The sequence below is a fragment of the Myxococcus sp. XM-1-1-1 genome (assembly GCF_020037095.1).
In the GTDB taxonomy this organism is placed as follows: Bacteria; Myxococcota; Myxococcia; order Myxococcales; family Myxococcaceae; genus Myxococcus; species Myxococcus fulvus.
Genome location: NZ_JAIQDH010000009.1, coordinates 278,049 through 301,401 on the forward strand (window position 1 = coordinate 278,049; position 23,353 = coordinate 301,401).

A 23,353-nucleotide genomic window follows, 5' to 3' on the forward strand; every position below is an offset into this window, starting at 1 on the left:
GGTCCACACACGTCCTTCGGATTGGACGCGCGGCGCATCCCGCCGGTAGAAGCCCGGACATGAAAATCTACACGAAGCGCGGAGACGCCGGAGATACCGGTCTATTCGGGGGCGGCCGGGTCCCGAAGGATGACGTGCGCGTGGATGCCTACGGCGAGGTGGACGAGCTGAACGCGACGCTGGGCCTCGTGCGTGGCTTCTCCCCGCCGCCGGAGCTGGACGCGATGCTCCACCGGCTGCAGGACCAGCTCTTCACCGTGGGCGCGGTGATGGCGACGCCCATGGACGCGAAGGCCGCCTCGCACCTGCCTCCGCTGAAGGAGAGCTGGGTGACGGACATGGAGAACGCCATGGACCGGTTCGACAGCGAGCTGCCGAAGATGACGCACTTCATCCTGCCCGGAGGCACGCAGGCGGCGGCCGCGCTGCACCTGGCTCGCACGGTGTGCCGTCGCGCCGAGCGCCGCGCCGTCCCGCTGCTGCGCGAGGGGACGATTCCCAAGGACGTGGTCATCTTCCTCAACCGGCTCTCCGACCTGCTCTTCGTCATGGCGCGCGTGGCGAACCACCGCGCGAATGTGCAGGACGTGAAGTGGATTCCGGAGAAGCCGTCCGAGTCCTAGTCTCTTCAAGGCGTCTTCTTGCTCCCCACCGCTCCGCTTCGTGACCTCGCCCGCTCGGTGGGCTTCGACCTGGTGGGCTTCGCCCGCGCGGAGCCCATCGAGCCGCGCTTCCTCCTGAGCTGGCTGGAGGCGGGCTACGCGGCGGACATGGACTGGATGGGCGAGCGGGCGGAGGAACGCCTGGACGTCGGCCGTCTCCTGCCGGGCGCGAAGACGGTCATCTCCTTCGTCAACAACTACTACCGCGACGAGGAGCCGTCGAAGGGCTCGCCCATCGCCCGGTACGCGCGGGGGCGCGACTACCACTCCACGCTGCGCGACCGGATGAAGGCGTTCCGCAAGGCCATCATCCAGATGGCCCCGGGGCTGGGCACGTACGGGAGCGTGGACAGCGGCCCGCTGATGGAGAAGGTGTGGGCCGCGCGCGCGGGCCTGGGCTACGTGGGCAAGAACGGGTGCTTCATCACCGAGCCCTTCGGCTCGTGGGTGCTGCTGGCCACGCTCGTCATCGACGCGGAGGTGGACGAATACGCGGACGGCCCCACGGCGGACCGGTGCGGCGCGTGTCGTCGGTGTCTCGTGTCGTGTCCCACGGGCGCGCTGGTGGGCAACAGCCAGGTGAACGCGGGAGCGTGTCTGTCCTACCAGACCATCGAGAACCGCGAGCGCGAGGTGCCCGAGGCCTTTCGTTTCAAGTTCAACAACCTCATCTTCGGGTGCGACATCTGTCAGCAGGTGTGTCCGTTGAACCGCAAGCCTGTGTTCGCGGAGCACCCGCGCTTCGCGCCGCGCGCGGTGGCGGAGCTGGGCACGCTGGAGCTGGCGGGGCTGACGACGGAGCAGTACGAGCAGCTCATCCCGGGGACGGCGCTGGCGCGTGCACGCTACGACGTGCTGCGCCGCAACGCCGTGTACGCGCTGGGGGTGGCCAGACAGGCGGACGCGCGGCACCTGCTCGAAAAGCTCAGCGACGATTCGAGCGAATTGGTACGTAGCGCGGCGCAATGGGCACTGCGCCAGCTGGTCCCCTGAACTCCTCCACGCCTTCGCTGCGCGGCGTCTACGCCGCCCTCCTCATCCAGGTGCTCATCAGCGCGGGGACGTACCTCGCCGCGAAGCGCGCCATGGCGGAGCTGCCGCCGCTCACGGTGGTGTTCTGGCGCTTCATGCTCAGCGGGCTCGTGTTCATCGCGCTGCTGGCGCTGGTGCCCGGGCCCAAGCTTCCTCCGCGAAACGCTTGGGGCCGCATCCTGTTCCTCGGGCTGATGGCGGGCCCGGTGAACCAGCTGTTCTTCTTCACGGGGCTGTCGCGCTCCACCGCCGCGCACGGCGCGCTCCTGTATTCGCTCATGCCGCTGGGCGTGTACGTGCTCAGCCTCGCGCGAGGACAGGAGCGTGCCTCGACGCGGACCCTCGCGGGCATCGCCGTGGCCTTCGTGGGCGTGGTGGTGCTGCTGCTCGGCCGAGGGCTCGCGGAGGCGCGCGGCTCGCTGACGGGCGACCTGCTCATCCTCTGCGCGGTGATGGCGTGGGTGGTCTACACGACGGAGGGCAAGCCCTTCGTCGCCATCCATGGGCCGCTGCGCGCCACCGCGTGGTGCATGACGATGGCCACGGTGATGATGCTGCCGTTCGCGCCGTTCGTCGCGAACCCGGAGGCGCTCGTGGCCACGAGCACGCTCGCGAAGGGCTGCATCGTGTACCTGGGCCTGCTGACGTCGGTGGTCGCGTACGTGCTCTGGTACTACGCGCTGTCGAAGGTGTCGGCGTCGAAGGTGGCCATCTTCTCCAACCTCCAGCCCGCCGCCACGGCGCTGGCCGCGTGGGCGCTGCTGGATGAGGCCCTGCACTGGGAGATCGCCGTGGGCGGCGTGCTGGTGCTCGCGGGCGTGCGGCTCACCCAGACGGCCGTGACGAAGCCGCCGGTCCTCGCTCCCACGACGGACCGTCCCGCGACCTGAGGACCTTTTTCTTTCGTGCCTCGCTTTCGCGGTGCCGACGGGGCCTTTGGAGGGATGTTAAGCATTCTTGACATGGAGTCTTGAATGCTTAACATTGTGCGGTACGTGAAGGGAGCGGTTCATGGAGACGCAGATGTCGTCCCGGGAGCGGTTCGCGTGGGTGTTCCTGGTGTTGCTCGTCATCAGCTACGGGACGTACTTCACCGCGGTCGCGGTGCTGGACGCGCGGGGTGAGCTCACGTTCTGGTCGCAGATCATCATGCTGACCGCGTCGGCGGTGTTCCAGGGCGTGGTGCTCGGTGTCTCGGCGATTGTCGGCCGGATGCGTCGGGCACCGGGCGAGAGGACCGGGCCCGACGAGCGCGACCGGGCCATCGCGCATCGCTCCGCGTCCGTCGCGTACTACGTGTTGATGGGCGGGATGATTCTCGTCGGCTGCATCATGCCGTTCGGCGCCAGTGGCTGGAAGGTGGCGAACGCGGCGATTCTCGCCATCGTCATCGCGGAGCTGGTGCACACGGGCCTGACGGTGTCGGGCTACCGCAGGGGCTTGCGTGCCTGAGCCTCGGCTGACCAACGAAATCCGCACGCTGCGCTTCCTCGCGGGCGAGATGACGCAGGCCGCGCTGGGCGAGAAGGTGGGCCTCACGCGTCAGACGATTGCCGCGATTGAGGCGGGCAAGTACTCGCCCAGCCTGGAGACGGCGTTCCGCATCGCGGAGGTCTTCGGCAAGCCGCTCGAGGCGGTGTTCCGCTGGGAGCGCTGAAGCCCGACACCGCGCCTCGTGGGCACTTCCCGAGGCGCGGTGTTCCCACTGGGGCGGGCTACTGCGGGTCCCATCCCGCGTTCACCGTCACGCGGTCCAGCGCGCGCACGGTGACGTAGGGCACGAAGCCCGCGGCGCGCGAGCGGGTGTACGCATCCGCGATGTGGGCGGACTGCGTGGCGTAGTCGGTGGACAGCACCAGCTTGCCCGCGGCGCGCACGCGAGCGGCGTTGGTGCGGTTCTCCTCGCACCAGCCCTCGTCGCAGGCCACGTCGTCGGACCAGTACATGTCCTCCATGCCCAGCCCGTCGATGGCGGGCAGGTAGGCCGGGTCATCGACCAGCTCCGGCGAGTTCTGCGGCACCACCTTGAAGTCCGGGTTGCGCGCCTTCGCGTACGTGTTGATGCGCGCGATGAGGGCCACCATCTTCCGCGCGAGGTCGGCGCGGTTGGTGCCGGCGGAGTTGGCGGGAATCTCCTCGTACGTGACGACCATGTCGAGGTAGCAGCCGTTGAAGCCCGCGGCGAGCGCGCGGTCGATGCGGCCCTGGACGATGGGCCACCAGCGCTCGTCCCAGTACTTCACGTACTGCTCGTCGGGCCAGCCGGACACGGGGCCGAGCTTCAGGTCCGCGGGCACCTGGCTCCACTCGGGGCGGTACTCCTCGATGGCGCCAATCTCGAAGTAGGCGAGCACCTGCTTGCCCCGGGCCTTGAGCGCCGAAATCTCCGCGGCGGTGAAGTAGCCGCTGGAGCCGTCGCGCACGAGCTCGACGATGGCCAGGTCGAACTTCGACGCGGCAATCGCGTCGAGCTTGCCCTGCGGATAGTTGGTGAGCTGGTACGTGAAGCTCTTCACGTTCGCCCAGGGCACCTGCGTGCCCGCGTCTGTCGGAGTCCCCGCGTCGGTGGGCGTGCCCGCGTCCGTCGGAGTCCCCGCGTCGGTGGGCGTGCCCGCGTCGCTCGCCGCCACCTGCACGCGCACGACGAGCAGGTCCAGCAGCGACGCATCCGCGGTGGAGTCCGTGCGGTAGCGCAGCTTCACCGGGCCGCCGGACAGGAAGCGCGCGGGCGTGGGCAGGGCCAGCGACGTGGCCGTCCAGCGCCACGACTGCGCGAAGGTGTTGTCACCCACCAGGGCCCAGCTGTTCGTCGAGTAGTCCCACGCCTCGATGACCCAGCGCATCTGCGCCTTCGCGGGGCCCCGGTAGTTCACGCCGACCTCGGCCGCGACGACGCTGTCCGCGCTCACGCCCGTGGGCAGCGGATAGGTGCACGTGGCGGAGCTGTTCGGCGCGAACTCGACGTACTCGGCCCAGCGGTCCTGCGTTCCGGACAACGTCTGGGTGTTGAGCCCCTGGCCGCTCTGTCCCGAGGGGAGGGCGCCGCGCTCGAACTGGAGCGTGGCGCAGGGCAGGGTCCGCGCGTCGGGCAGGATGGCGTCCTGTCCCGTGTCGAAATCATCGTGCGCGGCCTTGTCGCCACACGCGGCCAGCAGGGCCAGCCAGCTCCAAGCCAACAACCACTTCATCGCGACTCGCATGCAACGGCTCCTCAGGGGTGTGGAGTAGCGAGCCGGCCTTAACGCCGCGCGACGTGTGCGAGCAACGTGAAGTCTGTGCGCACGTCGTCGCTGCGCACGGACTCCCCTTCATCGCTGGAACATTCGTCCGAGCCTGGACGCGGACACGAACCTCGCCGTCCGAATCAGTCCCCGTTCGGGTCCCACTCGGAGATGTCGTACTTGGGGTCCGGCGGCGGCTTGGGGCGCGGAGGCGCCGCGGGTGCGGCAGGCGGCGCCTTCTTCGCGGTGGGCGCGGGCGCCGGCGCGGGCTCGCCGTCGAGCAGCGGGTCCTTCTTCTCCTCGGTCCGCGGGGCGGCCGGGGCCTCGGTCCGGGCGGGCTCCGAGCGCGGCGACGGCCTGGTCGCGGCGGTGGGCGTGGGCGCGGGCGGCGCGTCCAGCGGCTCCAGGTCATCGGGGATGTCCGCCGAGGGCTCCGGTGCGGGCTTCGGCTCGGAGTCCGACGCGCGATAGACGCCCTGCCGCGACACCGGCGGCGGAGGCGGCGACGTGTCGAGCGGCGCGGGCGTCGGCTCCTTCGGCGGGCTCGTGTCCTCGGCGGGAATCTCGTCGGGCGAGCGGTACGCGCCTCGCGGCCCGGGCGGACGCTCCGGACGCGCGTCGCCGAACGGGTCCTCCTCGCGGTTGGTGGTGCGCCGGGGCTCCGAGCTGGAGTTGGCGTCACCGAACGGGTCCTCCTCTCGGTTCACCGGCTTGCCCGGACGGCGCGACGGGCGACGCGGCTCGTCCGCCACCACGCCCGACGGCAGCCCTCGAATCGCCGAGTGCCGGTCGCTGCACTCCTCGCGGTTCTCCGTGCAGATGGAGAGGCACTGGGTGAGCTTCTTGAGCGTGCGGCCGCTGCCGCCGTACTCGATGGAACAGTCCTCCTTGCAGGTGGCGTAGTCCTCCTGACAGCCGGAGGGGACGGTGCCGCGCTGGGCGCTGACGGGGCTGGCGGCGAGCACCAGGAGCAGGACGGGAAGGGAACGCATGGCAATTGCGAAAACTACCAGTCTTCGTGCCTCCCGGCGCCAGGGGGGCGCGGTATGGTCCGGGGAGCGCGGCCGGAGCGCCCAAGGAGGAACATGGCTGTCAGGGTGGGCATCATCGGGAGCCATGGTCTGGAACACCTCCTGGGGTTCAATGGTCGTCTGGAGACCCACACCCTCGAAACGCCCTTCGGTCCCCATGCGGGGCCGCTGTTCTCCGGGGAGTTGGACGGCGTCTCCGTCGTCTACGTTCCACGCCACGGCCAGGGCCACCTCTTCAACGCCACCCGCGCCCCCTACCGCGCCAACCTGTTCGCGCTGAAGCAGCTGGGCGTCACGCACGTGCTCTCCACCAGCACCGTGGGCAGCCTCCAGGAGCACCTGCCGCCGATGCAGCTCGTCGTGCCGGACCAGGTCATCGACCGGACCTACCGGCGCCCCTGCACCTTCTACGACGACGTGGCCGTGCACGTGGAGCTGGGGCAGCCCTTCTGCGCGACGCTGCGCAAGGCGCTGTCCAACGCCGCCCTCGCCTCCAACGCCGTGGTGGCCACCCAGGCCACGTATGTCTGCATCGAGGGCCCCGCGCTCAGCACCCGCGCGGAGAGCCTGCTGTACCGCACCTGGGGCGGGGGCCTGGTGGGCATGACGGCCATGCCGGAGGCGCGGCTCGCCCGGGAGGCGGAGCTGCACTACGCCCTGGTGGCGCTGCCCACCGACTACGACTCCTGGCAGTCGCCTCCTGAGGGCCAGGAGCACGAGGCCCTCCTGGAACGGCTGTCGCAGAACGTGCAGGCCGTCACCTCCAAGGGCGCCGCCCTCATCCGCCGCGCGCTCTCGCGCATCGCGGAGACGCCCGTCACCTGCCGGTGTGACTCCGCGCTGGCCATGGCGCTGTGGACCGAGCGCTCCCGCATCCCCGACGAGGTCCGCTCGCGGCTTCGTCCACTGTTGGGCAGATACCTCCCGCCGAACGTCGTCTAGCAAGGCGAGGGCTCGGTCGGCCGCCTGCTGCCGAACGGCGTCACGCACCCCACCTTCCGTTACCCGAGAGTGGGGAGCGAGGAGGGAAGGATGCGGCTGCCACGGCTCAAGTACCTCACGTGGCGCGAGTTCGCGCGGCGCTTCGTGAAGGAGTTCCAGGAAGACACCGTCACGGACATCGCGGCGCAGCTCTCCTACTACCTGCTGTTCTCGCTGTTCCCCTTCCTGTTCTTCCTCGTCACGCTGGTGGCGTACCTGCCGTTCGCGCCCGGCGCGGTGGACGCGATGCTGGAGCGCCTCCGCCCGCTGGTGCCTGGCGACGCCCTGGGCCTTGTGACGCAGCACCTGACGGCGCTGGTGGACCAGCCCCGGCCCCGGCTGCTCACCGTGGGTCTCGTGCTCGCCCTGTGGTCGGCGTCACGCGGCGCGGACGCCCTGCGCAAGGCGCTCAATCTGGCCTACGACGTGCCCGAGTCCAGGCCCGTGTGGAAGACGCAGGGCCTGGCGGTGGTGGTGACGCTGGTGGGCACGCTGCTGATTCCGCTGTCCTTCGCGGTGTTCCTCCTGGGCGGGCGGCTGGGGGCGTGGCTCGCGACGCGGCTGCAGGTGGAGGAGGCGTTCTACCTGGTGTGGTCCTGGGCGCGCTGGCCCTTCACCGCGGGCCTGGTGATGCTGGTGGTGTCGCTCTGCTACTACCTGCTGCCGGACGTGAAGCAGCGCTTCAAGTACATCACCCCCGGCTCCATCCTGGGCACGCTGGCGTGGATGGGGAGCACGTGGGGCTTCACGCAGTACGTGGAGCACTTCGGCAAGTACAACGTCACCTACGGCTCCATCGGTGGCGTGGTGGTGCTGCTCTTGTGGCTCTACATCTCCGGGCTGGTGTTCATCCTGGGCGGGGAGATCAACGCCATCCTCGAGCACGCCTCCGCGGAGGGGAAGGAGAAGGGCGCGCGCGACTTCGACGAGCCCGCGCCCGCCGAGCCGCCCCTCAAGACGCCGGGGGCCGCCAAGAGCGCCGCCAGCGCGAAGCGCTCGAAGATGGCCTTCTGGCGCTGGCGTCGGCGCGTGGCCCGGGGGAAGTCCCCCGAGCCCTCCGCGGCGGAGCAGCAGCCTCCGCCCTCCACGCTGCACTGACGACGCCCGGGGCTAGCGCGCGCCCAGCTTCTGCTTGATGGCGGGCAGCTGGCCCGGGCTGTTGTTGGTGCCGCGCAGGTTCTTCTCCTTGATGTACTTCTCCAGGTCGCCGATGCGCTGCCGGTTGGTGGGGTGGGTGCTCAGCCACTTCATGACGCCCGGCGTGTCACCGCCCTGCGCCTGGAGCTTCTGGAAGAAGGTGATGAGGCCCTTGGGGTCGAAGCCTGCGCCGGACGAGTAGCGCGCGCCGAACTCGTCCGCCTCCAGCTCCTCGCTGCGGCTGTGCGCGAGCAGCGCGCCGCCGCCCACCAGCTGCGCGGCCACCTGCGCGGCGGCGCCGGGGTTCTGCCCCAGGGCGAGCTGGGTGACGGTCTGGATGCCCATCTGGTTGACCATGGCGCGCGCCGAGTGGCGGCCGACCACGTGGCCCGCCTCGTGGGCCATGACGCCCGCCAGCTCCGCCTCCGTGTCCGAGGCGAGGATGAGGCCCGTGTAGACGTAGAGGTAGCCGCCGGGCGTCGCGAAGGCGTTGACGGTCTTCGGGTCGTCGATGACGTTGATCTTCCACTTCACCCCAGGCCGGTCCTTGGTGGCCTGCTTGAGGATGGGCGCGGACAGGCCCCGCACGTACTCGACGATGGTCGGGTCCTCGACGTATTTGATCTTCTCCTTCTGCTCGAGCTCCTTCTTCACCTGCTGACCGATCTCCTCCTCCTGCTCATCCGAGATGAAGGTCTTCGCGAGAGCCTTCTCCGCCTGGACGCGCTGCGTGGTGCAGCCCGTCGTCACGCCCATGACGAGGGCGAGGCTCCATACCGCCGAGAGAATCCGCTGCATGACCGAATGCGCCTTTCTTGACCGGTTGATGCGTTGAGAGAGCGACTGACTGCCCGGACTCTTGGGCAGCGTCCGCCTCCACGGCAAGCCCCTCGTGACGCTTCCGACCGACAACGGACCCGCGTCGCTCGGGCGTCGCGCGGCTCGCGTGCCCTCCGGTGGTGCGTGCGAGCCTTGCGGCGGTGTCGGAGGCCATCGACGTTTGCAGCGTGGGGTGTCGGTCGTGGGGGACACCGCGAGGAGGTCGACATGGCTCGTCCGGTCTGGGTGGGCTCGCTGAGCTTCGGGCTGGTGACGCTCCCGGTACGGCTGCACGGCGCCGTCTCTTCCCGGCAGGCCCGCTTCCACCTGATTCACGACGCGGACGGCGCCCGCATCCAGAACAAGCGGGTGTGCTCCGCCGATGGCGAGGAGGTGCCGCTCGAGCACGTGGTGCGGGGGTACACGCTGGAGGACGGCCGGCAGGTCACCGTGACGAGCGGTGAGCTGGACGCGCTGGACCCGGTGTCGAGCCGGGTCATCGCGCTGGAGGAGTTCGTGGACCCGGCGGAGGTGGACCCCTTGCTGCTGGACACCTCGTACCACCTGGTGCCGGCGCGTGGCGTGGAGCAGGCGTATGCGTTGATGACGGAGGCGCTGCGCGTGTCGGGACGCGTGGGCGTGGGGCGGGTGGTGCTGTATCAGAAGGGCCACCTGTGTCTGGTGCGGCCCCACGCTCGGGGGCTCGTGCTGTCCACCCTGCACGCCGTGGACGAGGTGGTCTCACAGGAGCAGCTCTCCGAGCTGGAGACGACGGGCGTGGGTGTGGCGCCCGGAGAGCTGGAGGTCGCGCTCCGGCTCATCGAGTCCCGCTCCACCACGTTCGACCCCCGGCGCCATCCGGATGAGCACCGCCAGCGGGTGATGGCCTTCCTGGAGCGACGGGCTCGCGCGCAGGCGAGGTCGAGGCGTGTGCCCCGGGCGGCGCCGGAGGTGGGTGCTCCAGCAGGCGCCAAGGTACGAGGTCCGGAGGTGACGCCGGTGGAAGGGGCGCTGCGGCTGCGTCCACGGCTGGCGGCGCGGGAGGTTCGGGAGGACTCAGGAGGGCTCGGCTCGAAGCCGTTCCGGGTGGAGCCAGGGGTGGGTGGGGCGCCGGATGATCCACGGGAGGCCTCGACGCCCGGGTCGACGACCCCGGAGGGCAGTGGCGGCCTGGGGGCGCCGGATCCGAAGAAGCCTCGCGGCTGAGCGCGTCCGGGGCCCTCCGCAATTAATGCGTGGGCCGGGCTTGGGGCCGGTGCTATGTGCCCGGGCGGATGCCCGAGTTACCCGAAGTGGAGATCGCCCGGCGCAATCTGGTGCGCTGGTTCACGGGCCGTCGACTCGTGCGCGCGGAGGCGGATGACACCCGCGTCTTCCGCGGCGCCGACCGTGCGCGCTTCGCTCAGCTGCAGGGGCGGCTGGAGTCGCTCGTGCGCCGGGGCAAGTACCTGCTCTTCTCCTTCGAGGAAGGCCGGGGCCTGTTGGGCCACCTGGGCATGACGGGCAAGTTCGTGCGCCGCGCCTCCACCGACGTCGTCCCCTACAGCCGCGCCCGCTTCCACCTCGACGACGGTCAGGTGCTGCACTTCGCCGACGCGCGCATGTTCGGGCGCATGGAGCCGACCCCCGCCGCGGGCCTGCGCTCGCTCGACGTGGTGAAGGCCCTGGGGCGAGACCCGCTGGCGGACGGCCTCACCGCCGGCCAGCTGGAGCAGGCCGTGGCGTCCTCGAAGCAGGACCTGAAGGTGGCGCTGATGGACCAGGGGCGCATCGCCGGCCTGGGCAACATCCACGCCGCGGAGGCCCTGTTCCGAGCGGGCCTGCACCCCGCGCGCAAGCCCTCCACCCTCACCCCGGAGGACTGGAAGCGCCTGGTCCAGGCCATCCGGGAGAGCATCGACTTCGGCCTCGAGGAGCAGCAGGGCGAGGAGCCCGTGTACCTGGAGGAGGGTGGCTCGGAGAACCCGTTCCTGGTGTACGGCCGCGGTGAGGGCCCGTGCTCCAGGTGTGGCTCGCCGGTGGAGTCCTTCACCCAGGCAGGACGCACCACCTACGCCTGTCCGAAGTGCCAACCCCGGGGGAGGGCAGGGAAATGACCCCGGGCGTCCTGTCGTCAACGGCGCGAACCGACGTCCCGGTTGGCGTTGACACCCCCCTGTCCCATGGCTTGAATCGCCCGCCTTTCCGACCCGGCCGCCCCGAGCGGCCCTGGAGATCGTTGCCCATGTCTCACGTCCTGCTGGCGGCGCTGCTCGTCGCTTCCTCCACGGCCACCGCCCAGGTGCCCGCCGGGGGCACGCCTCCGCCCGCGCCCGCGGAGGCCGCGCCCGCCCCCGCCCCCGAGGCTCCGGCCACCGCCCCCGAGCAGCCCGCCGCCGCGCAGCCCGCCGCCACCACCGTGCCCGCGGCCGAGGCGGTCACCCAGGACGACCTGGAGGCCACCAAGCAGGAGCTGCGCGGAGAGATTCGCGCCGAGGCCGCCAAGCAGTCCCTCAACGGCGAGGAGTGGAGCGAGGAGTACCCCGAGGAGAAGCGCAAGCTGGAGGTCTTCCAGCTCGACGGCTACTTCCGCCTGCGCCCCACGCTCTTCTACAAGTTCGACCTGGGCCGCGTCCCGGCCACCATCGCGGGCCAGGACCTCTTCCCGCGCTCCTCGCGCACGTCGGCGAACACCCAGTCGTTCGCCACCATGCGCCTGCGCCTGGACCCCACGTTCAACATCTCCGAGCAGGTGAAGATCAAGCTCCAGGTGGACGGCCTGGACAACCTGGTGCTGGGCTCCACGCCGGACACGCTCTACCCGGGTGACGCGCGCAACGTCTTCACCATCTTCTCCGAGGACCAGGAGTCGCTGGGCAACACGCTGTCGGACTCCATCAAGCTGCGCCGCGCCTACGGCGAGGTGAACACGCCGGTGGGCATCCTGCGCTTCGGCCGCATGGGCAGCCACTGGGGCCTGGGCATGCTGCGCAACGACGGCAACTGCTTCGACTGCGACTTCGGCGACACCGTGGACCGCATCCAGTTCGTCACCGAGCCGTTCGCCGGCTGGTACGTCACGCCGATGCTGGACTTCAACTCCGAGGGCTCGGTGTACCGCACGGGCGCCCAGGGCGAGCCGGTGGACCTGACCCAGGCCGATGACGCCCACAGCTGGGTGCTCGCCATCGCCCGCCGGGACACGGACGCGCAGATCCGCTCCAAGCTCGACAACAACCAGGGCGTGCTCCAGTACGGCCTGCACTTCACCTACCGCACGCAGAACTACCAGGACATCACCAACGACACGACGGGGCAGGTGAGCTTCATCCCCCGCGACGCCAAGCTGTACGTCCCGGACTTCTGGCTGCGCTACGAGGAGCGCTCCTGGCGCATCGAGATGGAGCTGGCGGCGGTGCTCGGCAGCATCAACAGCCGCGGCCTCAGCCTGAACGAGGCGATGGCGGACCCCAGCCTGCGCGTGGCCCAGTTCGGCGGCGTGCTCCAGGGTGAGGTGAAGGCGGTGGAGAACAAGCTGACGGTGGGCCTGGAGCTGGGCTTCGCCTCCGGTGACAAGGCGCCGGGCTTCGGCAACTACCCGGGCCGCACCGGCTCCGGCAACCCGAACGGCCCCAACAACTACACCCAGCCGGGCGACGTGGAAGGCCCCCAGTACCGCTGCGACGCGGGCGGCTGCGCGGATGACGCCATCCGCAACTTCCGCTTCAACCGCGACTACCGCGTGGACCTCATCCTTTGGCGCCAGCTCATCGGCGGCATCACCGACGCGTTCTACATCCGCCCGTCCGTGAAGTACGCGGTGGCGCCGGGCATCGACGTGTACGGCCGCCTCATCTACTCGCAGGCGCTCTACGCCGAGTCGACGCCGTCGTTCACCAGCAAGTCGCTGGGCATCGAGCTGAACGCGGGCGTGGACTACACCACCGAGGACGGCTTCATCGCGGGCCTGGCCTACGGCATCCTCTTCCCGATGAGCGGCCTGCAGCAGTACCAGGAGGTGCTGCGTCGGGACCTGGAGACGCCGCACACCATCCGCGGCTGGCTGGGCGTGAAGTTCTAGTCATGAAGCGCGCCCTCTCTTCGCTGAGCATCGCCGCCCTCCTCGTGCTGGGGGTGGTGGCGTGTGGCATCAAGGGCGCGCCCAAGCCGCCGCTGGCGCCGAGCGCGCCCGCGACGGAGACGCCTCCTCCGCCGTCGGACACCGCGCCGACGACGGTGGCGCCCACCGGGCCCTCCGTGTCTCCGACGACGGATGGTGGCGTGGTGACGCCGACCACCACCACCGACGCGGACGCCGGAGTCCCGTGAGCTTCTTCACCTATCGAAAGGGCGTGCTGCACGCGGAAGGCGTGCCGCTGCCCGCCATCGCGGACGCGGTGGGCACGCCCGCCTACGTCTATTCCTCCGCGGCGCTCACCGGCCACTTCAGCGCCGTCGTCGACGCCTTCGGCGAGGCCCGGCCCCTCATCTGCTACTCGGTGAAGGCCAACTCGAACCTCTCCATCCTGCGGCTGTTCGCGGGGCTGGGCGGGGGCTTCGACATCGTCTCCGGCGGAGAGCTGGCCCGCGTGCGGCAGGCGGGCGGCGAGGCCGCGAAGACGGTGTTCGCGGGCGTGGGCAAGACGCCGGAGGAGATGGCGGCCGCGCTGGACGCGGGCCTGCTCCTGTTCAACGTGGAGAGCGCCGAGGAGCTGGAGGCGCTGGACGCGGTGGGCCGGCGGCTCGGGAAGAAGGCGCCGTTCGCCCTGCGCGTGAACCCGGAGGTGGACGCGCGCACGCACCGCTACATCGCCACCGGGCTGAAGACGTCCAAGTTCGGCGTGCCCTTCGAGGAGGCGGTGGCGCTGTACGAGCGCTCCAGGAAGATGCGGGGCCTCAAGGCCTTCGGCCTGGACTGTCACATCGGCTCGCAGCTCACGCAGAGCTCGCCGGTGCGCGCGGCGCTCACCAAGGTGGCGGGCCTGTACCGCGAGCTCAAGGCGCGCAAGCACCCGCTGGAGTACCTGGACGTGGGCGGTGGGCTGGGCATCACGTACACGGACGAGACGCCTCCGTCAGTGGCGGAGTACGCGCGCGTGGTGCTCGCGGCCACGAAGGACACGGGCGCGCGGCTGGTGCTGGAGCCGGGGCGCTCGCTGGTGGGCAACGCGGGCGTGCTGCTCACGCGCGTGCTGTACCGCAAGCAGACCCCGGCCAAGCGCTTCGCCATCGTCGATGCGGGCATGAATGACCTGCTGCGGCCCGCCCTCTACGAGGCCCACCACGGCTTCGTCCCGCTGGTGAAGCGGCGGGGCAAGGAAGTGGAGGTGGATGTGGTGGGGCCGGTGTGTGAGTCCACCGACGTGCTGGCCCAGGCGCGCTCCCTGGTCCTCCCCCAGCCGGGCGAGCTGTATGCCTTCCTCAGCGCCGGGGCTTACGGCATGAGCATGGCTTCCAACTACAACTCCCGCCCCCGTCCGGCGGAGGTGCTGGTGGCCGAGGAGGCCTGGCGGGTGGTGCGGGAGCGCGAGCGCACCGAGGATCTCTGGCGCGGCGAGCGGGCCTGAACATATAAGCGCCGGCATGAAGACCTTCGAAGGCTCCATGACGGCGTTGGCCACCCCGTTCCGCAACGGCGCGCTCGACGAGTCGGCCTACCGGGCGCTGGTGCGGCAGCAGCTCGAGGGCGGCACCAGCGTGCTCATCCCCATGGGCACCACGGGTGAGTCGGTCACCATGTCCGCGGACGAGCGCGCCCGCGCGGTGCGCGTGGTGGTGGAGGAGTCGAAGGGCCGGGCCCTGGTGGTCGGCGGCGCGGGCTCCAACAACACCGCCGAGGTCATCGAGGGCGTGGCGCGCGTGCGGGACGCGGGCGCGGACGGCACGCTCATCGTCACGCCGTACTACAACAAGCCCACGCAGGCGGGCCTGGTGGAGCACTTCCGCGCGGTGGCCAGGGCGCACCCGGGCTTCCCCATCATCGCGTACAACGTCCCCGGCCGCACCGGCGTGGACCTGCTGCCGGAGACGGTGCAGCGGCTGTGCGACTTCCCGGAGGTGGTGGCCATCAAGGAGGCCACCGGCAACATGGCTCGGGCGGTGGACATCCTGGAGAAGTGCGGCGAGCGGCTGACGCTCCTGTCCGGTGACGACTTCACGGTGCTGCCCTTCATCGCCTGCGGCGGCAAGGGCGTCATCTCCGTGTCGTCCAACGTGGCGCCCCGGATGATGGCGGACCTGGTGGCGTCCGCGCGGGCCGGCGACATCGCCAAGGCGCGCGAGCTGCAGGTGAAGCTCAACCCCCTCCACCGGCTGCTCTTCGTGGAGTCCAGCCCCATCCCCGTGAAGTGGGGCCTGCACCTGCTGGGCCTCTTCGGGCCGGAGGTGCGGCTGCCGCTGGTGCCCATGACGGAGCCCAACGCGACGAAGCTCGCCGAGGAGCTGCGTCAGCTGGGCCTGCTGAAGCACTGAAGCCGCTCTGCCGAGCGCCACACGCCACGACACGCCAGGAGCGCGGCCCACCATGATTCGCACCGTCATCACCGGCATCACCGGACGCATGGGCAGCACGCTCCTGCGCCTGTCGCGCGACGCGGAGGACCTCCAGGTCGTCGGCGCCACGGAGCGGCCCGGCAGCGCCTCGGTGGGCCTGGACGCGGGGCTTGCGGCGCGCATCGGCGCGCTCGAGGTGCAGGTGTCCGACGACCTGGGCCGCGCGCTGGATGCGGCCAAGGCGGACGTGGTCATCGACTTCACCAGCGCGGAGGTCAGCGTGGCCCACGCGAAGGCGTGCGCCGAGCGCGGCGTGGCCTTCGTGTGCGGCTCCACCGGCTTCTCTCCGGAGGCGTCGCAGGCGCTGGCCGAGAGCGCGAAGCAGGTGCCCATCGTCGCCGCGCCGAACATGTCGGTGGGCGTCAACCTGGTCATCCGCGTGGCCGCGGAGCTGGCGCGTGTCCTGGGCCCGGGCTTCGACGTGGAGGTGCTGGAGGCGCACCACCGGATGAAGAAGGACGCGCCCAGCGGCACGGCGCTGCGGCTGGCGGAGGTGCTCGCCTCCGCGCTGGGCCGCACGCAGGACGACCTGACGTTCGCGCGCCACGGGCAGACGGGCGCGCGCCCCGCGAAGGAGATTGGCGTGCAGACGCTGCGCGGGGGGGATGTGGTGGGCGAGCACACCGTGTACTTCTTCGGCGAGGGCGAGCGCATCGAGCTGACGCACCGGGCGACCAGCCGCGACCAGTTCGGGCTGGGGGCGCTGCGCGCGGCGCGCTGGGTGGTGGGCCGCCCGCCGGGGCTGTATGACATGGCCGACGTGCTCGGCTTCCAGAGGACTTCATGACGACCGCCCGCTACTGCCGCTTCCTCTACGAGGGCCGCGCGCACCACGGCCGCGTCGAGGGCACCGAGGTGGTGGTGCTCTCCTCGGCGCCCTGGCTGACCGGCGTCAAGGACACGGGCATCCGCCGCTCGCTGTCCGCGGTGACGCTGCTGGTGCCCGCGGACGCGTCGAAGGTCGTCTGCATCGGCCAGAACTACCGCAAGCACGCGGAGGAGATGGGCAAGCCCGTGCCCGTCGAGCCGCTCATCTTCACCAAGCCCTCCACCGCGCTCAACGGCCCCCGCTCCCCCATCCGCATCCCCAAGGCGAGCCAGGAGGTGCACTTCGAGGCGGAGCTGGCGCTCGTCATCGGCGAGAAGCTCAAGAACGCCGACGAGATGACCGCCGCGCGCGCCATCTGGGGCCTGACGTGCTTCAACGACGTCACCGCGCGAGACATCCAGAAGCGCGAGACGCAGCACACGCGCGCCAAGGGCTACGACACCTTCGCGTGTGCGGGGCCGTGGGCGGTGACGGGCCTGTCGCCCGCCGACCTCCAGATTTCCTGCCGGGTGAACGGGCAGGTGCGCCAGGACAGCCGCACCTCCGACATGGTGTTCAGCCCCGCTCGCCTGGTGTCGTTCATCTCCCACATCATGACGCTGCTCCCAGGGGACATGATTTCCACCGGCACGCCCTCGGGAGTGGGGAAGCTTGCGGCCGGTGACTCGGTTGAAGTGGAAATCGAGGGAATCGGGACGCTGCTCAATCCAGTTGAGCTGGAGCCGTGAGCACCATCGTCTACGTCGGGTTGGGCTCGAACGAGGGGGACCGCGAGTCCCACCTGGTCGCCGCCCTCACCGCGCTGTCCCGCATCGATGCGGTGGCGGTGCTTCGTTGTTCCTCTCTTTTCGACAGCGCCCCCGTCGGGCCGCCGCAGCCGCGCTATCTCAACGCGGTGGTGGCCCTGGACTGCGCGCTGTCCCCGCAGCGCCTGTTGGTCATCCTCCAGCAGATTGAAAAGGACCTGGGCCGGCGCCGCGAGCAGCACTGGGGCCCGCGCACCATCGACCTGGACATCCTCTTCTGGGAGGGCCAGGTGGTGGCGGACCCGCACCTCCAGGTGCCGCACCTTGAATTGCACAAGCGTCGCTTCGCGCTGGAGCCGTTGGCGGAGCTGGCGCCGGACCTGCTGCACCCCGTGTTGGGGACGACGGTGAAGGAGCTCCTCGGGAAACTCGCCCCGCAGGATGTCCGCAGGAGTGAAGCCACCTGGTGGCCCGAAGCGAGCCTGCCGAGCAACGAGACATGAACCTCTCCCTGGCCCTGGCCACCGCGGCGCTGCTCGCCGCCGAGCCCTCTTCTCTGCCCCCTGGTCACCCGCCCGTCCCCCCGGGGACGCAGGCGTCCCCCACCGCGCCGTCCATGGGCGCGGGGGGCGCGCTGCCGCAAGGGCATCCTCCGCTCGAAGGGCAGATGCCGACGTCTCCGGACGCGCTGCCCTCGGGGCACCCGCCGCTGTCGGGCACGGGCAAGGCGCCTCCGTCCGCGGACGAGCTGCTGCGTCAGCTCGACTCCACGGAGGGGCTGAAGGGGCGCGAGAAGACGTTCGAGATCGCCGCGTCGCTGGGCCGGCTGTACTACGTGAACGGCCGCAACGTGGACGCGGACACGTACCTGCAGCAGGCCGAGGAGCGAGCGAAGCCGGTGCGCGACCTGTTCCTGGCGCAGAAGAAGAAGCTGGGCAAGACGCCGGTGCCGACGGCGGAGGCCGCGAAGTGTGGCTTCACGCCCGGGCAGCCGCTGGAGGCGATGGGGCAGGTGGCGAGCGAGCGCGCGAAGAAGGGTGACGCGGCGGGCGCGGCGGCCTGTGCTCGCGCGGCGCTGGAGCCCGCGCTGGAGACGGGCGTCATGCGCGCCAACGCGCTGTACCTGGGCGGAGATTCGGCGGCGGCGCTGGCGGCGTACGGCGCGGTGCTGGAGGTGGAGCCCCGGCACGAGGAGGCGCTCTACGGGCGCGCCTCGGTGTTGTTCGAGACGAAGGGCGAGGACCTGGCGGCGCTGAAGCAGGCGCACGAGGGCTTCGAGGCGGTGCAGGCCCTCAACCCCAACTCCGCGCGCGCGGCCACGGCGAAGCGGATGTCGGCGCTGGTGGACGAGACGGTGAAGGCGGGTGGGCGCGCGAAGCTGCTCGCGGCGCGCGCCGAGGATCGCCGCATCCGGTTGTCGCAGGCGCTGGCCGCCGCTCCCGCGCAGGACGCGCCGCGTCCGCTGACGCCGGAGATGGTGGACGCGGTGAAGAACACCGAGCGCACGCCGGAGCTGGAGCAGGGCCTGACGAAGCTGGTGGAGGAGGGTGAGGAGCACCTGGCGAAGGGGCGCTTCCAGGAGGCGCTCGGCAACTACACGCGTGTGGTGCCCTTCCAGCCGGAGAACGGCCGCGCGAAGGCGGGCATGGCGTGGGCGCTGGTGGGCCTGGGGCGGCCCATGGCCGCGCGCGTGTGGGGCGTGGCGGTGCAGTCGGACCCGGCGTCGGTGGAGAAGCTGGGCGACATGCTGCTCGAGAAGGGTGACGCCAAGGGCGCCAAGGCCCTGTGGGAGAAGCTGTCCTCGGACGCGCCCGACTACAACAAGGCCGGCCTCCAGGCGAAGCTGTCGCGGTAGGCGTCGGCTGGGCCCGCGCCGCCAAGAGGCGGTGCGATGGCTCGTGGCATCGCGGGGAATCCCGCCCGTCGCGAGATGCCAGGATGTGCACCGTGTGGTCCGCACTGCGTCGGCGGTGCGTTGACGCTGGTGGTGCAGGTCCGTCCGTCCAGGCGAGCGAGATCGATGCTGACGCGGGCGCTGCCTGGGGGCGCTGGCCCTGGCGAACGCAGGGGCGTCCGTACCGTTCAGGGATGCCGGTGCTTGCGCGGGCGCGGCACCACCGAGTTGATGCGATGGCGCCGTGCTTTGAGTCCACACGCGGCGAGGTGCTCCTTGAGGCGCGCGTGGGTGGCACGAACCCACGGACCCCTCCGGTGGGCACGTCGGCGAGCGCCCGCGCGTCGCGGCCCGTCAGACGAACTTCGCGGCGAGCAGGTCCTGCACGTCGAGCAGGCCCACGGCGCGGCCCTCGACGTCCACCACGGGCAGCTGGTCCACCTTCAGCTCGCGCATCTGCGCGGTGGCCGAGAGCGCCAGCGTCTCCGGCGTCACGCAGCGCGGCTGCTTGCCCATCACGTCGCGCACCTGGATCTTGAAGTCGGTGAGCCCCTGCTCCACGCGGCGGCGCAGGTCGCCGTCCGTGAAGATGCCCACCAGCCGCCCCGTGCGGTCCACCACGCAGGCCGCGCCCGGCCGGCCCGGTGTCTTCGTCATCACCCCCACCACCTCCGACAGCGTGGCGGTGTCGCGCACCAGCGGGTTGGCGGGCCCCGTGCGCATCAGCTCGAACACGCGCTGCACCGAGCGGCCCAGCTTCCCACCCGGGTGGAGCAGCGCGTAGTCATCCGTCCCGAACGGCCGCGAGCGCAGCACCGCCATCGTGAGCGCGTCCCCCAACGCATGCAGCGCCGCCGTGGACGCCGTGGGGACCAGCCCCATCGGACACGCCTCCTCGATGTGGCCAATCTCCAGCACCACGTCCGAGCCACGCGCCAGCGCGCTCTGCGTGTCCGCCGTCAACGCGATGACCGGCGTGGCCATGCGCTTGAACGACGGGAGCAGCCGCACCAGCTCCTCCGTGGAGCCGCTGTTCGACAACGCCAGGATGACATCCCCGCGCGCCACCCGGCCCAGGTCCCCGTGCACCGCCTCCGCGGGGTGCAGGAACACCGAGCGGACACCCGTGGACGCGAGCGTGGCGGAGAGCTTCTGGCCGATGTGGCCCGCCTTCCCCATGCCCGTCACGATGACCTGTCCCTGACACTCGCGCACCAGCCGCACCGCGCGCACGAAGGGCGCGCCCAGCCGCGCCGTCACGCCGAGGATGGCGCGCGACTCCGCCTCCAGCACGTCGCGCGCGCACGCGAGCAGGGCCTCGTCGTCCAGCTCGGACGTGGGGGCCGGGGTGGAGCGGCCGGGGAGGGCGCGCAGACGGGGCTTCTTGGCGGCGGAGCGTGGGGAGCGGGCCATGGCGACGGCTTCGCCTTCTACCTCCCACTCCCGCCTGGGGCCACCCTTGACGCGTGGGGGGGCATCGGTTACGCGCCTGCTCGCCCGGCTCCCTCGGAGCCGACCCCATCCCTCGCCCTCATTCGCGGGCCCATCCAGGAGAGTGACCAGATGAAGTTCTTCATCGACAGCGCGGACGTGGAGGAGATTCGCAAGGCCCACGCGATGGGCTGCGTGGACGGCGTGACGACGAACCCCTCGCTCCTGGCCAAGGTCGGCCGCGGCCTCGAGGAGACCATCCGGGAGATCTGCTCCATCGTCGACGGCCCCATCAGCGCCGAGGCCGTCTCCCTGGACGCCGAGGGGCTCATCGCCGAGGGCCGCACCCTGGCGAAGATCCACGACAACGTCGTGGTGAAGATTCCCATGGGCGTCGAGGGCGTGAAGGCCGTCAAGGCGCTCACCGCCGAGGGCATCCGCACCAACGTCACCCTCATCTTCTCCGCCAACCAGGCCCTGCTGTGCGCCAAGGCCGGCGCCACCTACGTGTCGCCCTTCGTCGGCCGGCTGGACGACATCTCCCAGGACGGCATGGAGCTCATCTCCAACATCCTGGAGATCTATCAGAACTATGACTTCGACACGCAGGTGCTCGTCGCCAGCGTGCGCAACCCCGTCCACGTGCTCCAGTCCGCTCGCATGGGCGCCCACGTCGCCACGCTGCCGTACAACGTCATCACCCAGCTGGCCAACCACCCGCTGACCGACGCGGGCATCAAGAAGTTCCTCGCGGATTGGGAAAAGGTCCCCAAGGCCGCGAAGTAATCACGTGCCTCGTCCCCGGGTGCCAGAGGACAGGCCCCCGGGGCGTCGGCCGACCCCCCGCGCACCACTCACTTCCCAGGCGGGTTGGGCTGGAGATTTCTCGTGACGGCATGTATTCGTTGACTCCCGAGTCAACACGTCGACCCCATCACGAGGAATCTCATGGAATTCGAGCTCTCCGAGGACCAGCGCGCGCTGCAGCAGACGGCGCGGAAGTACGCCCGCGAGGTCGTCCGCCCCAAGGCGGCGCACTACGATGAGACGGCGACGTTCCCTCGGGACCTGCTGGCCACCGCGTTCGAGCTGGGCCTGCTGAACATGGCCATCCCGTCCGAGTACGGCGGGGTGGGCCTGTCGCACCTGGACCAGACCATCGTCGCGGAGGAGCTCAGCTGGGGCTGCGCGGGGGTGGCCACGTCCATCATCGCCAACGACCTGGCCAACCTGCCCATCATCCTCGCCGCCACCGAGGAGCAGAAGAAGCGCCTGCTCGGCCACTTCGCCGAGAAGCTGAAGTTCTCCTCGTTCTGCCTCACCGAGCCCGAGGCCGGCAGTGACGTGGCCAACATGCAGACCACGGCGCGCCGCGAGGGTGACGAGTACGTCATCAACGGCGCGAAGTGCTTCATCACCAACGGCGGTCACGCCGAGCAGTACACGGTGTTCGCCACCGTGGACAAGGCGAAGAAGCACAAGGGCATCACCTGCTTCGTCGTCGAGGGCCGCCCCAAGGGGCTGTCCGTCAGCAAGCACGAGAACAAGATGGGCCAGCGCGCCAGCGACACCGTGTCGCTCACGTTCGAGGACGTGCGCGTGCCGGTGGCAAACCGCATCGGCGAGGAGGGCCAGGGCTTCGCCATCGCCATGGCCACGCTGGACAACAGCCGCCCGCTGACCGCCATGTTCTCCGTGGGCATCGCCCGCGCCGCGCTCGAGCACTCCATGGAGTACGCCTCGCAGCGCAAGACGTTCGGCAAGCCCATCATCGAGCACCAGGCCATCCAGTTCATGATTGCCGACATGGCCATGAACACCCACGCGGCCCGCATGCTCACCTACGAGAGCGCGTGGCTGTTGGACCAGGGCAAGCGCAACACCCTCCAGTCCAGCTACGCCAAGTCCTTCGCCGCCGACATGGCCATGAAGGTCGCCACCGACGCGGTCCAGGTCTACGGCGGCTACGGGTACATCAAGGAGTACCCCGTGGAGAAGCTGATGCGCGACGCGAAGCTCATCCAGGTGTACGAGGGGACCAGCCAGGTCCAGCGCCTCGTCATCGCTCGAGAACTGTTCAAGTAGAAAAGCAGAACTGGGCCCGGCGGCCGTTTCCCGTTGCCGCCGTGGTGCCCGGATGCCTATTAACCCAGGCCGTTCGCGCGTCGCGTCAATCCAAGCGCGCCGGACTGTTTTCCAGCCTTCTAAAACGCCTCCCGCAAGGAGAAGCCGCCGTGAAGATCCTCGTCACCGCCAAGCGCGTGGAAGACCCCGAGTCGAAAATCAAGGTGAAGCCCGATGGCTCGGGCATCGTCCAGGAGGGGCTCAAGTACAAGATCAACCCCTTCGATGAGATTGGCGTGGAGGAAGGCCTCCGGCTCGTCGCCAAGCACCAGGGTGAAGTGGTGGTGGTGTCCATCGGCGGCAAGGAGGTGCAGGAGCAGCTGCGCCACGCGCTGGCCATGGGCGCGCACCGCGCCGTGTGGGTGAACCACACGGGCCCGTTGGATCAGCTGGGCATCGCCGGCCTGCTCCAGAAGGTGACCGAGAAGGAGAAGCCGGACCTGGTCATCCTGGGCAAGCAGTCCATCGACGACGACCAGAACCAGGTGGGCCAGTACCTGGCCGAGTTCCTGGGCTGGGGCCAGGCCACGTTCGCCTCCAAGGTGGAGTCGCTGGAGAGCGCCGAGGAGAAGAACAAGGAGCCGGCCGTCAAGCTCACCGCGGACAAGAAGGCCGTCCAGGTGGTGCGCGAGGTCGACAACGGGCTCGCGACGCTGGAGTGCCAGCTGCCCGCCGTCGTCACCACGGACCTGCGCCTGAACCAGCCGCGCTACGCGAGCCTGCCGGGCATCATGAAGGCCAAGAGCAAGCCCATCGAGGAGCTGACGCCGGCCGGTCTGGGCGTGGACGTGGCCCCGAAGATCCAGGTGCTGAAGCTGGCGTCTCCGCCCGCGCGCAAGGCCGGCATCAAGGTGCCGGACGTGGCCACGCTGGTGGACAAGCTGCGCAACGAGGCGAAGGTCGTCTAACCCTCTC

Annotated in this window: 24 protein-coding genes; 20 read left to right on the forward strand and 4 right to left on the reverse strand. The window is 70.3% G+C overall.

The genetic code is table 11. The annotated features are described in order from the left end of the window. The first annotated feature begins 59 nt into the window (after positions 1-59). The 5 genes from K8640_RS20050 (at position 60) to K8640_RS20070 (ending at position 3,351) form a co-directional block, all read left to right on the forward strand. A complete protein-coding gene (locus K8640_RS20050) occupies positions 60-623 on the forward strand; it encodes a cob(I)yrinic acid a,c-diamide adenosyltransferase (RefSeq protein ID WP_223748473.1) in 564 nt (187 codons plus the stop codon). An 18-nt stretch (positions 624-641) separates the two neighbouring features. After that, the gene (queG, locus tag K8640_RS20055; RefSeq protein ID WP_223748474.1) at positions 642-1,655 is read left to right on the forward strand and encodes a tRNA epoxyqueuosine(34) reductase QueG; all 1,014 of its coding nucleotides are present in this window, start codon (positions 642-644) and stop codon (positions 1,653-1,655) included. Continuing rightward, a complete protein-coding gene (locus K8640_RS20060) occupies positions 1,628-2,584 on the forward strand; it encodes a DMT family transporter (protein ID WP_223748475.1) in 957 nt (318 codons plus the stop codon). Before queG ends, K8640_RS20060 begins: the two co-directional genes overlap by 28 nt. A gap of 121 nt (positions 2,585-2,705) precedes the next feature. After that, positions 2,706-3,146, forward strand: coding sequence for a hypothetical protein (locus K8640_RS20065; protein ID WP_223748476.1), 441 nt, complete (start codon positions 2,706-2,708; stop codon positions 3,144-3,146). Next, positions 3,139-3,351: a helix-turn-helix transcriptional regulator gene (locus K8640_RS20070; protein ID WP_046715820.1), complete on the forward strand. Its 213-nt coding sequence runs from the start codon at positions 3,139-3,141 to the stop codon at positions 3,349-3,351. Before K8640_RS20065 ends, K8640_RS20070 begins: the two co-directional genes overlap by 8 nt. 58 nt (positions 3,352-3,409) lie before the next feature. Here the strand turns inward: K8640_RS20070 and K8640_RS20075 are convergent, their stop codons facing one another. Both K8640_RS20075 and K8640_RS20080 read right to left on the reverse strand, forming a co-directional pair. Beyond that, positions 3,410-4,894: an endo alpha-1,4 polygalactosaminidase gene (locus K8640_RS20075; protein WP_223748477.1), complete on the reverse strand. Its 1,485-nt coding sequence runs from the start codon at positions 4,892-4,894 to the stop codon at positions 3,410-3,412. A gap of 164 nt (positions 4,895-5,058) precedes the next feature. Further along, on the reverse strand, positions 5,059-5,907 hold the full coding sequence (locus tag K8640_RS20080; protein ID WP_223748478.1) for a hypothetical protein: 849 nt from the start codon (positions 5,905-5,907) through the stop codon (positions 5,059-5,061). Positions 5,908-6,000: 93 nt separating this feature from the next. Here K8640_RS20080 and K8640_RS20085 point away from each other — a divergent pair, with 93 nt between their 5' ends. Together K8640_RS20085 and K8640_RS20090 are read left to right on the forward strand one after the other, a co-directional pair. Next, complete coding sequence (locus tag K8640_RS20085) at positions 6,001-6,888, forward strand: MTAP family purine nucleoside phosphorylase (RefSeq protein WP_223748479.1); 888 nt, start codon at positions 6,001-6,003, stop codon at positions 6,886-6,888. A 90-nt stretch (positions 6,889-6,978) separates the two neighbouring features. After that, positions 6,979-8,025 (forward strand): YihY/virulence factor BrkB family protein, encoded by a 1,047-nt coding sequence (locus K8640_RS20090; RefSeq protein WP_223748480.1) that lies wholly within the window; start codon positions 6,979-6,981, stop codon positions 8,023-8,025. A gap of 12 nt (positions 8,026-8,037) precedes the next feature. On the opposite strand, the gene K8640_RS20095 is transcribed toward K8640_RS20090, so the two are convergent. Further along, entirely contained in the window at positions 8,038-8,862 is an 825-nt protein-coding gene (locus K8640_RS20095) for a M48 family metallopeptidase (RefSeq protein ID WP_223748481.1), read from the reverse strand. 249 nt (positions 8,863-9,111) lie between these two features. Here K8640_RS20095 and K8640_RS20100 point away from each other — a divergent pair, with 249 nt between their 5' ends. The 10 genes from K8640_RS20100 (at position 9,112) to K8640_RS20145 (ending at position 18,844) form a co-directional block, all read left to right on the forward strand. Further along, complete coding sequence (locus tag K8640_RS20100) at positions 9,112-10,089, forward strand: Ku protein (RefSeq protein ID WP_223748482.1); 978 nt, start codon at positions 9,112-9,114, stop codon at positions 10,087-10,089. Between the two features lie 68 nt (positions 10,090-10,157). Further along, entirely contained in the window at positions 10,158-10,979 is an 822-nt protein-coding gene (gene mutM, locus K8640_RS20105; RefSeq protein WP_223748483.1) for a bifunctional DNA-formamidopyrimidine glycosylase/DNA-(apurinic or apyrimidinic site) lyase, read from the forward strand. A gap of 128 nt (positions 10,980-11,107) precedes the next feature. Then, positions 11,108-12,943, forward strand: coding sequence for a TIGR04551 family protein (locus K8640_RS20110; RefSeq protein WP_223748484.1), 1,836 nt, complete (start codon positions 11,108-11,110; stop codon positions 12,941-12,943). Positions 12,944-12,945: 2 nt separating this feature from the next. Further along, entirely contained in the window at positions 12,946-13,191 is a 246-nt protein-coding gene (locus K8640_RS20115) for a hypothetical protein (RefSeq protein ID WP_223748485.1), read from the forward strand. Continuing rightward, the gene (lysA, locus tag K8640_RS20120) at positions 13,188-14,429 is read left to right on the forward strand and encodes a diaminopimelate decarboxylase (protein ID WP_223748486.1); all 1,242 of its coding nucleotides are present in this window, start codon (positions 13,188-13,190) and stop codon (positions 14,427-14,429) included. The genes K8640_RS20115 and lysA overlap by 4 nt, the downstream gene beginning before the upstream one ends. Positions 14,430-14,445: 16 nt before the next feature. Further along, a complete protein-coding gene (dapA, locus tag K8640_RS20125) occupies positions 14,446-15,333 on the forward strand; it encodes a 4-hydroxy-tetrahydrodipicolinate synthase (RefSeq protein ID WP_223748487.1) in 888 nt (295 codons plus the stop codon). Between the two features lie 52 nt (positions 15,334-15,385). Beyond that, positions 15,386-16,201, forward strand: coding sequence for a 4-hydroxy-tetrahydrodipicolinate reductase (gene dapB, locus K8640_RS20130; RefSeq protein ID WP_223748488.1), 816 nt, complete (start codon positions 15,386-15,388; stop codon positions 16,199-16,201). Further along, the gene (locus K8640_RS20135) at positions 16,198-16,971 is read left to right on the forward strand and encodes a fumarylacetoacetate hydrolase family protein (RefSeq protein ID WP_223748489.1); all 774 of its coding nucleotides are present in this window, start codon (positions 16,198-16,200) and stop codon (positions 16,969-16,971) included. The genes dapB and K8640_RS20135 overlap by 4 nt, the downstream gene beginning before the upstream one ends. Continuing rightward, a complete protein-coding gene (gene folK / locus K8640_RS20140) occupies positions 16,968-17,492 on the forward strand; it encodes a 2-amino-4-hydroxy-6-hydroxymethyldihydropteridine diphosphokinase (RefSeq protein WP_046715810.1) in 525 nt (174 codons plus the stop codon). The genes K8640_RS20135 and folK overlap by 4 nt, the downstream gene beginning before the upstream one ends. After that, positions 17,489-18,844: a hypothetical protein gene (locus K8640_RS20145; RefSeq protein ID WP_223748490.1), complete on the forward strand. Its 1,356-nt coding sequence runs from the start codon at positions 17,489-17,491 to the stop codon at positions 18,842-18,844. Before folK ends, K8640_RS20145 begins: the two co-directional genes overlap by 4 nt. Before the next feature lie 393 nt (positions 18,845-19,237). On the opposite strand, the gene K8640_RS20150 is transcribed toward K8640_RS20145, so the two are convergent. Beyond that, positions 19,238-20,296, reverse strand: a complete 1,059-nt coding sequence (locus K8640_RS20150) for an SIS domain-containing protein (protein ID WP_223748491.1) — start codon at positions 20,294-20,296, stop codon at positions 19,238-19,240. 150 nt (positions 20,297-20,446) lie between these two features. On the opposite strand from K8640_RS20150, the gene fsa reads away from it, so the two are divergent. The 3 genes from fsa (at position 20,447) to K8640_RS20165 (ending at position 23,346) form a co-directional block, all read left to right on the forward strand. Continuing rightward, positions 20,447-21,100 (forward strand): fructose-6-phosphate aldolase, encoded by a 654-nt coding sequence (gene fsa / locus K8640_RS20155; RefSeq protein ID WP_141327363.1) that lies wholly within the window; start codon positions 20,447-20,449, stop codon positions 21,098-21,100. A 162-nt stretch (positions 21,101-21,262) separates the two neighbouring features. Then, the gene (locus K8640_RS20160; RefSeq protein ID WP_223748492.1) at positions 21,263-22,399 is read left to right on the forward strand and encodes an acyl-CoA dehydrogenase family protein; all 1,137 of its coding nucleotides are present in this window, start codon (positions 21,263-21,265) and stop codon (positions 22,397-22,399) included. Positions 22,400-22,548: 149 nt separating this feature from the next. Next, positions 22,549-23,346: an electron transfer flavoprotein subunit beta/FixA family protein gene (locus K8640_RS20165; protein WP_046715805.1), complete on the forward strand. Its 798-nt coding sequence runs from the start codon at positions 22,549-22,551 to the stop codon at positions 23,344-23,346. The last annotated feature ends 7 nt before the right edge of the window (positions 23,347-23,353 follow it).

Coding starts and splice junctions, on each gene's coding strand:
- K8640_RS20050 (WP_223748473.1), top strand. CDS start 60: ATGAAAATCTACACGAAGCGCGGAGACGCCGGAGATACCGGTCTATTC.
- K8640_RS20060 (WP_223748475.1), top strand. CDS start 1,628: ATGGGCACTGCGCCAGCTGGTCCCCTGAACTCCTCCACGCCTTCGCTG.
- K8640_RS20065 (WP_223748476.1), top strand. CDS start 2,706: ATGGAGACGCAGATGTCGTCCCGGGAGCGGTTCGCGTGGGTGTTCCTG.
- K8640_RS20075 (WP_223748477.1), bottom strand. CDS start 4,894: ATGCGAGTCGCGATGAAGTGGTTGTTGGCTTGGAGCTGGCTGGCCCTG.
- K8640_RS20080 (WP_223748478.1), bottom strand. CDS start 5,907: ATGCGTTCCCTTCCCGTCCTGCTCCTGGTGCTCGCCGCCAGCCCCGTC.
- K8640_RS20085 (WP_223748479.1), top strand. CDS start 6,001: ATGGCTGTCAGGGTGGGCATCATCGGGAGCCATGGTCTGGAACACCTC.
- K8640_RS20090 (WP_223748480.1), top strand. CDS start 6,979: ATGCGGCTGCCACGGCTCAAGTACCTCACGTGGCGCGAGTTCGCGCGG.
- K8640_RS20095 (WP_223748481.1), bottom strand. CDS start 8,862: ATGCAGCGGATTCTCTCGGCGGTATGGAGCCTCGCCCTCGTCATGGGC.
- K8640_RS20100 (WP_223748482.1), top strand. CDS start 9,112: ATGGCTCGTCCGGTCTGGGTGGGCTCGCTGAGCTTCGGGCTGGTGACG.
- mutM (WP_223748483.1), top strand. CDS start 10,158: ATGCCCGAGTTACCCGAAGTGGAGATCGCCCGGCGCAATCTGGTGCGC.
- K8640_RS20110 (WP_223748484.1), top strand. CDS start 11,108: ATGTCTCACGTCCTGCTGGCGGCGCTGCTCGTCGCTTCCTCCACGGCC.
- K8640_RS20115 (WP_223748485.1), top strand. CDS start 12,946: ATGAAGCGCGCCCTCTCTTCGCTGAGCATCGCCGCCCTCCTCGTGCTG.
- dapA (WP_223748487.1), top strand. CDS start 14,446: ATGAAGACCTTCGAAGGCTCCATGACGGCGTTGGCCACCCCGTTCCGC.
- dapB (WP_223748488.1), top strand. CDS start 15,386: ATGATTCGCACCGTCATCACCGGCATCACCGGACGCATGGGCAGCACG.
- K8640_RS20135 (WP_223748489.1), top strand. CDS start 16,198: ATGACGACCGCCCGCTACTGCCGCTTCCTCTACGAGGGCCGCGCGCAC.
- K8640_RS20145 (WP_223748490.1), top strand. CDS start 17,489: ATGAACCTCTCCCTGGCCCTGGCCACCGCGGCGCTGCTCGCCGCCGAG.
- K8640_RS20150 (WP_223748491.1), bottom strand. CDS start 20,296: ATGGCCCGCTCCCCACGCTCCGCCGCCAAGAAGCCCCGTCTGCGCGCC.
- fsa (WP_141327363.1), top strand. CDS start 20,447: ATGAAGTTCTTCATCGACAGCGCGGACGTGGAGGAGATTCGCAAGGCC.
- K8640_RS20160 (WP_223748492.1), top strand. CDS start 21,263: ATGGAATTCGAGCTCTCCGAGGACCAGCGCGCGCTGCAGCAGACGGCG.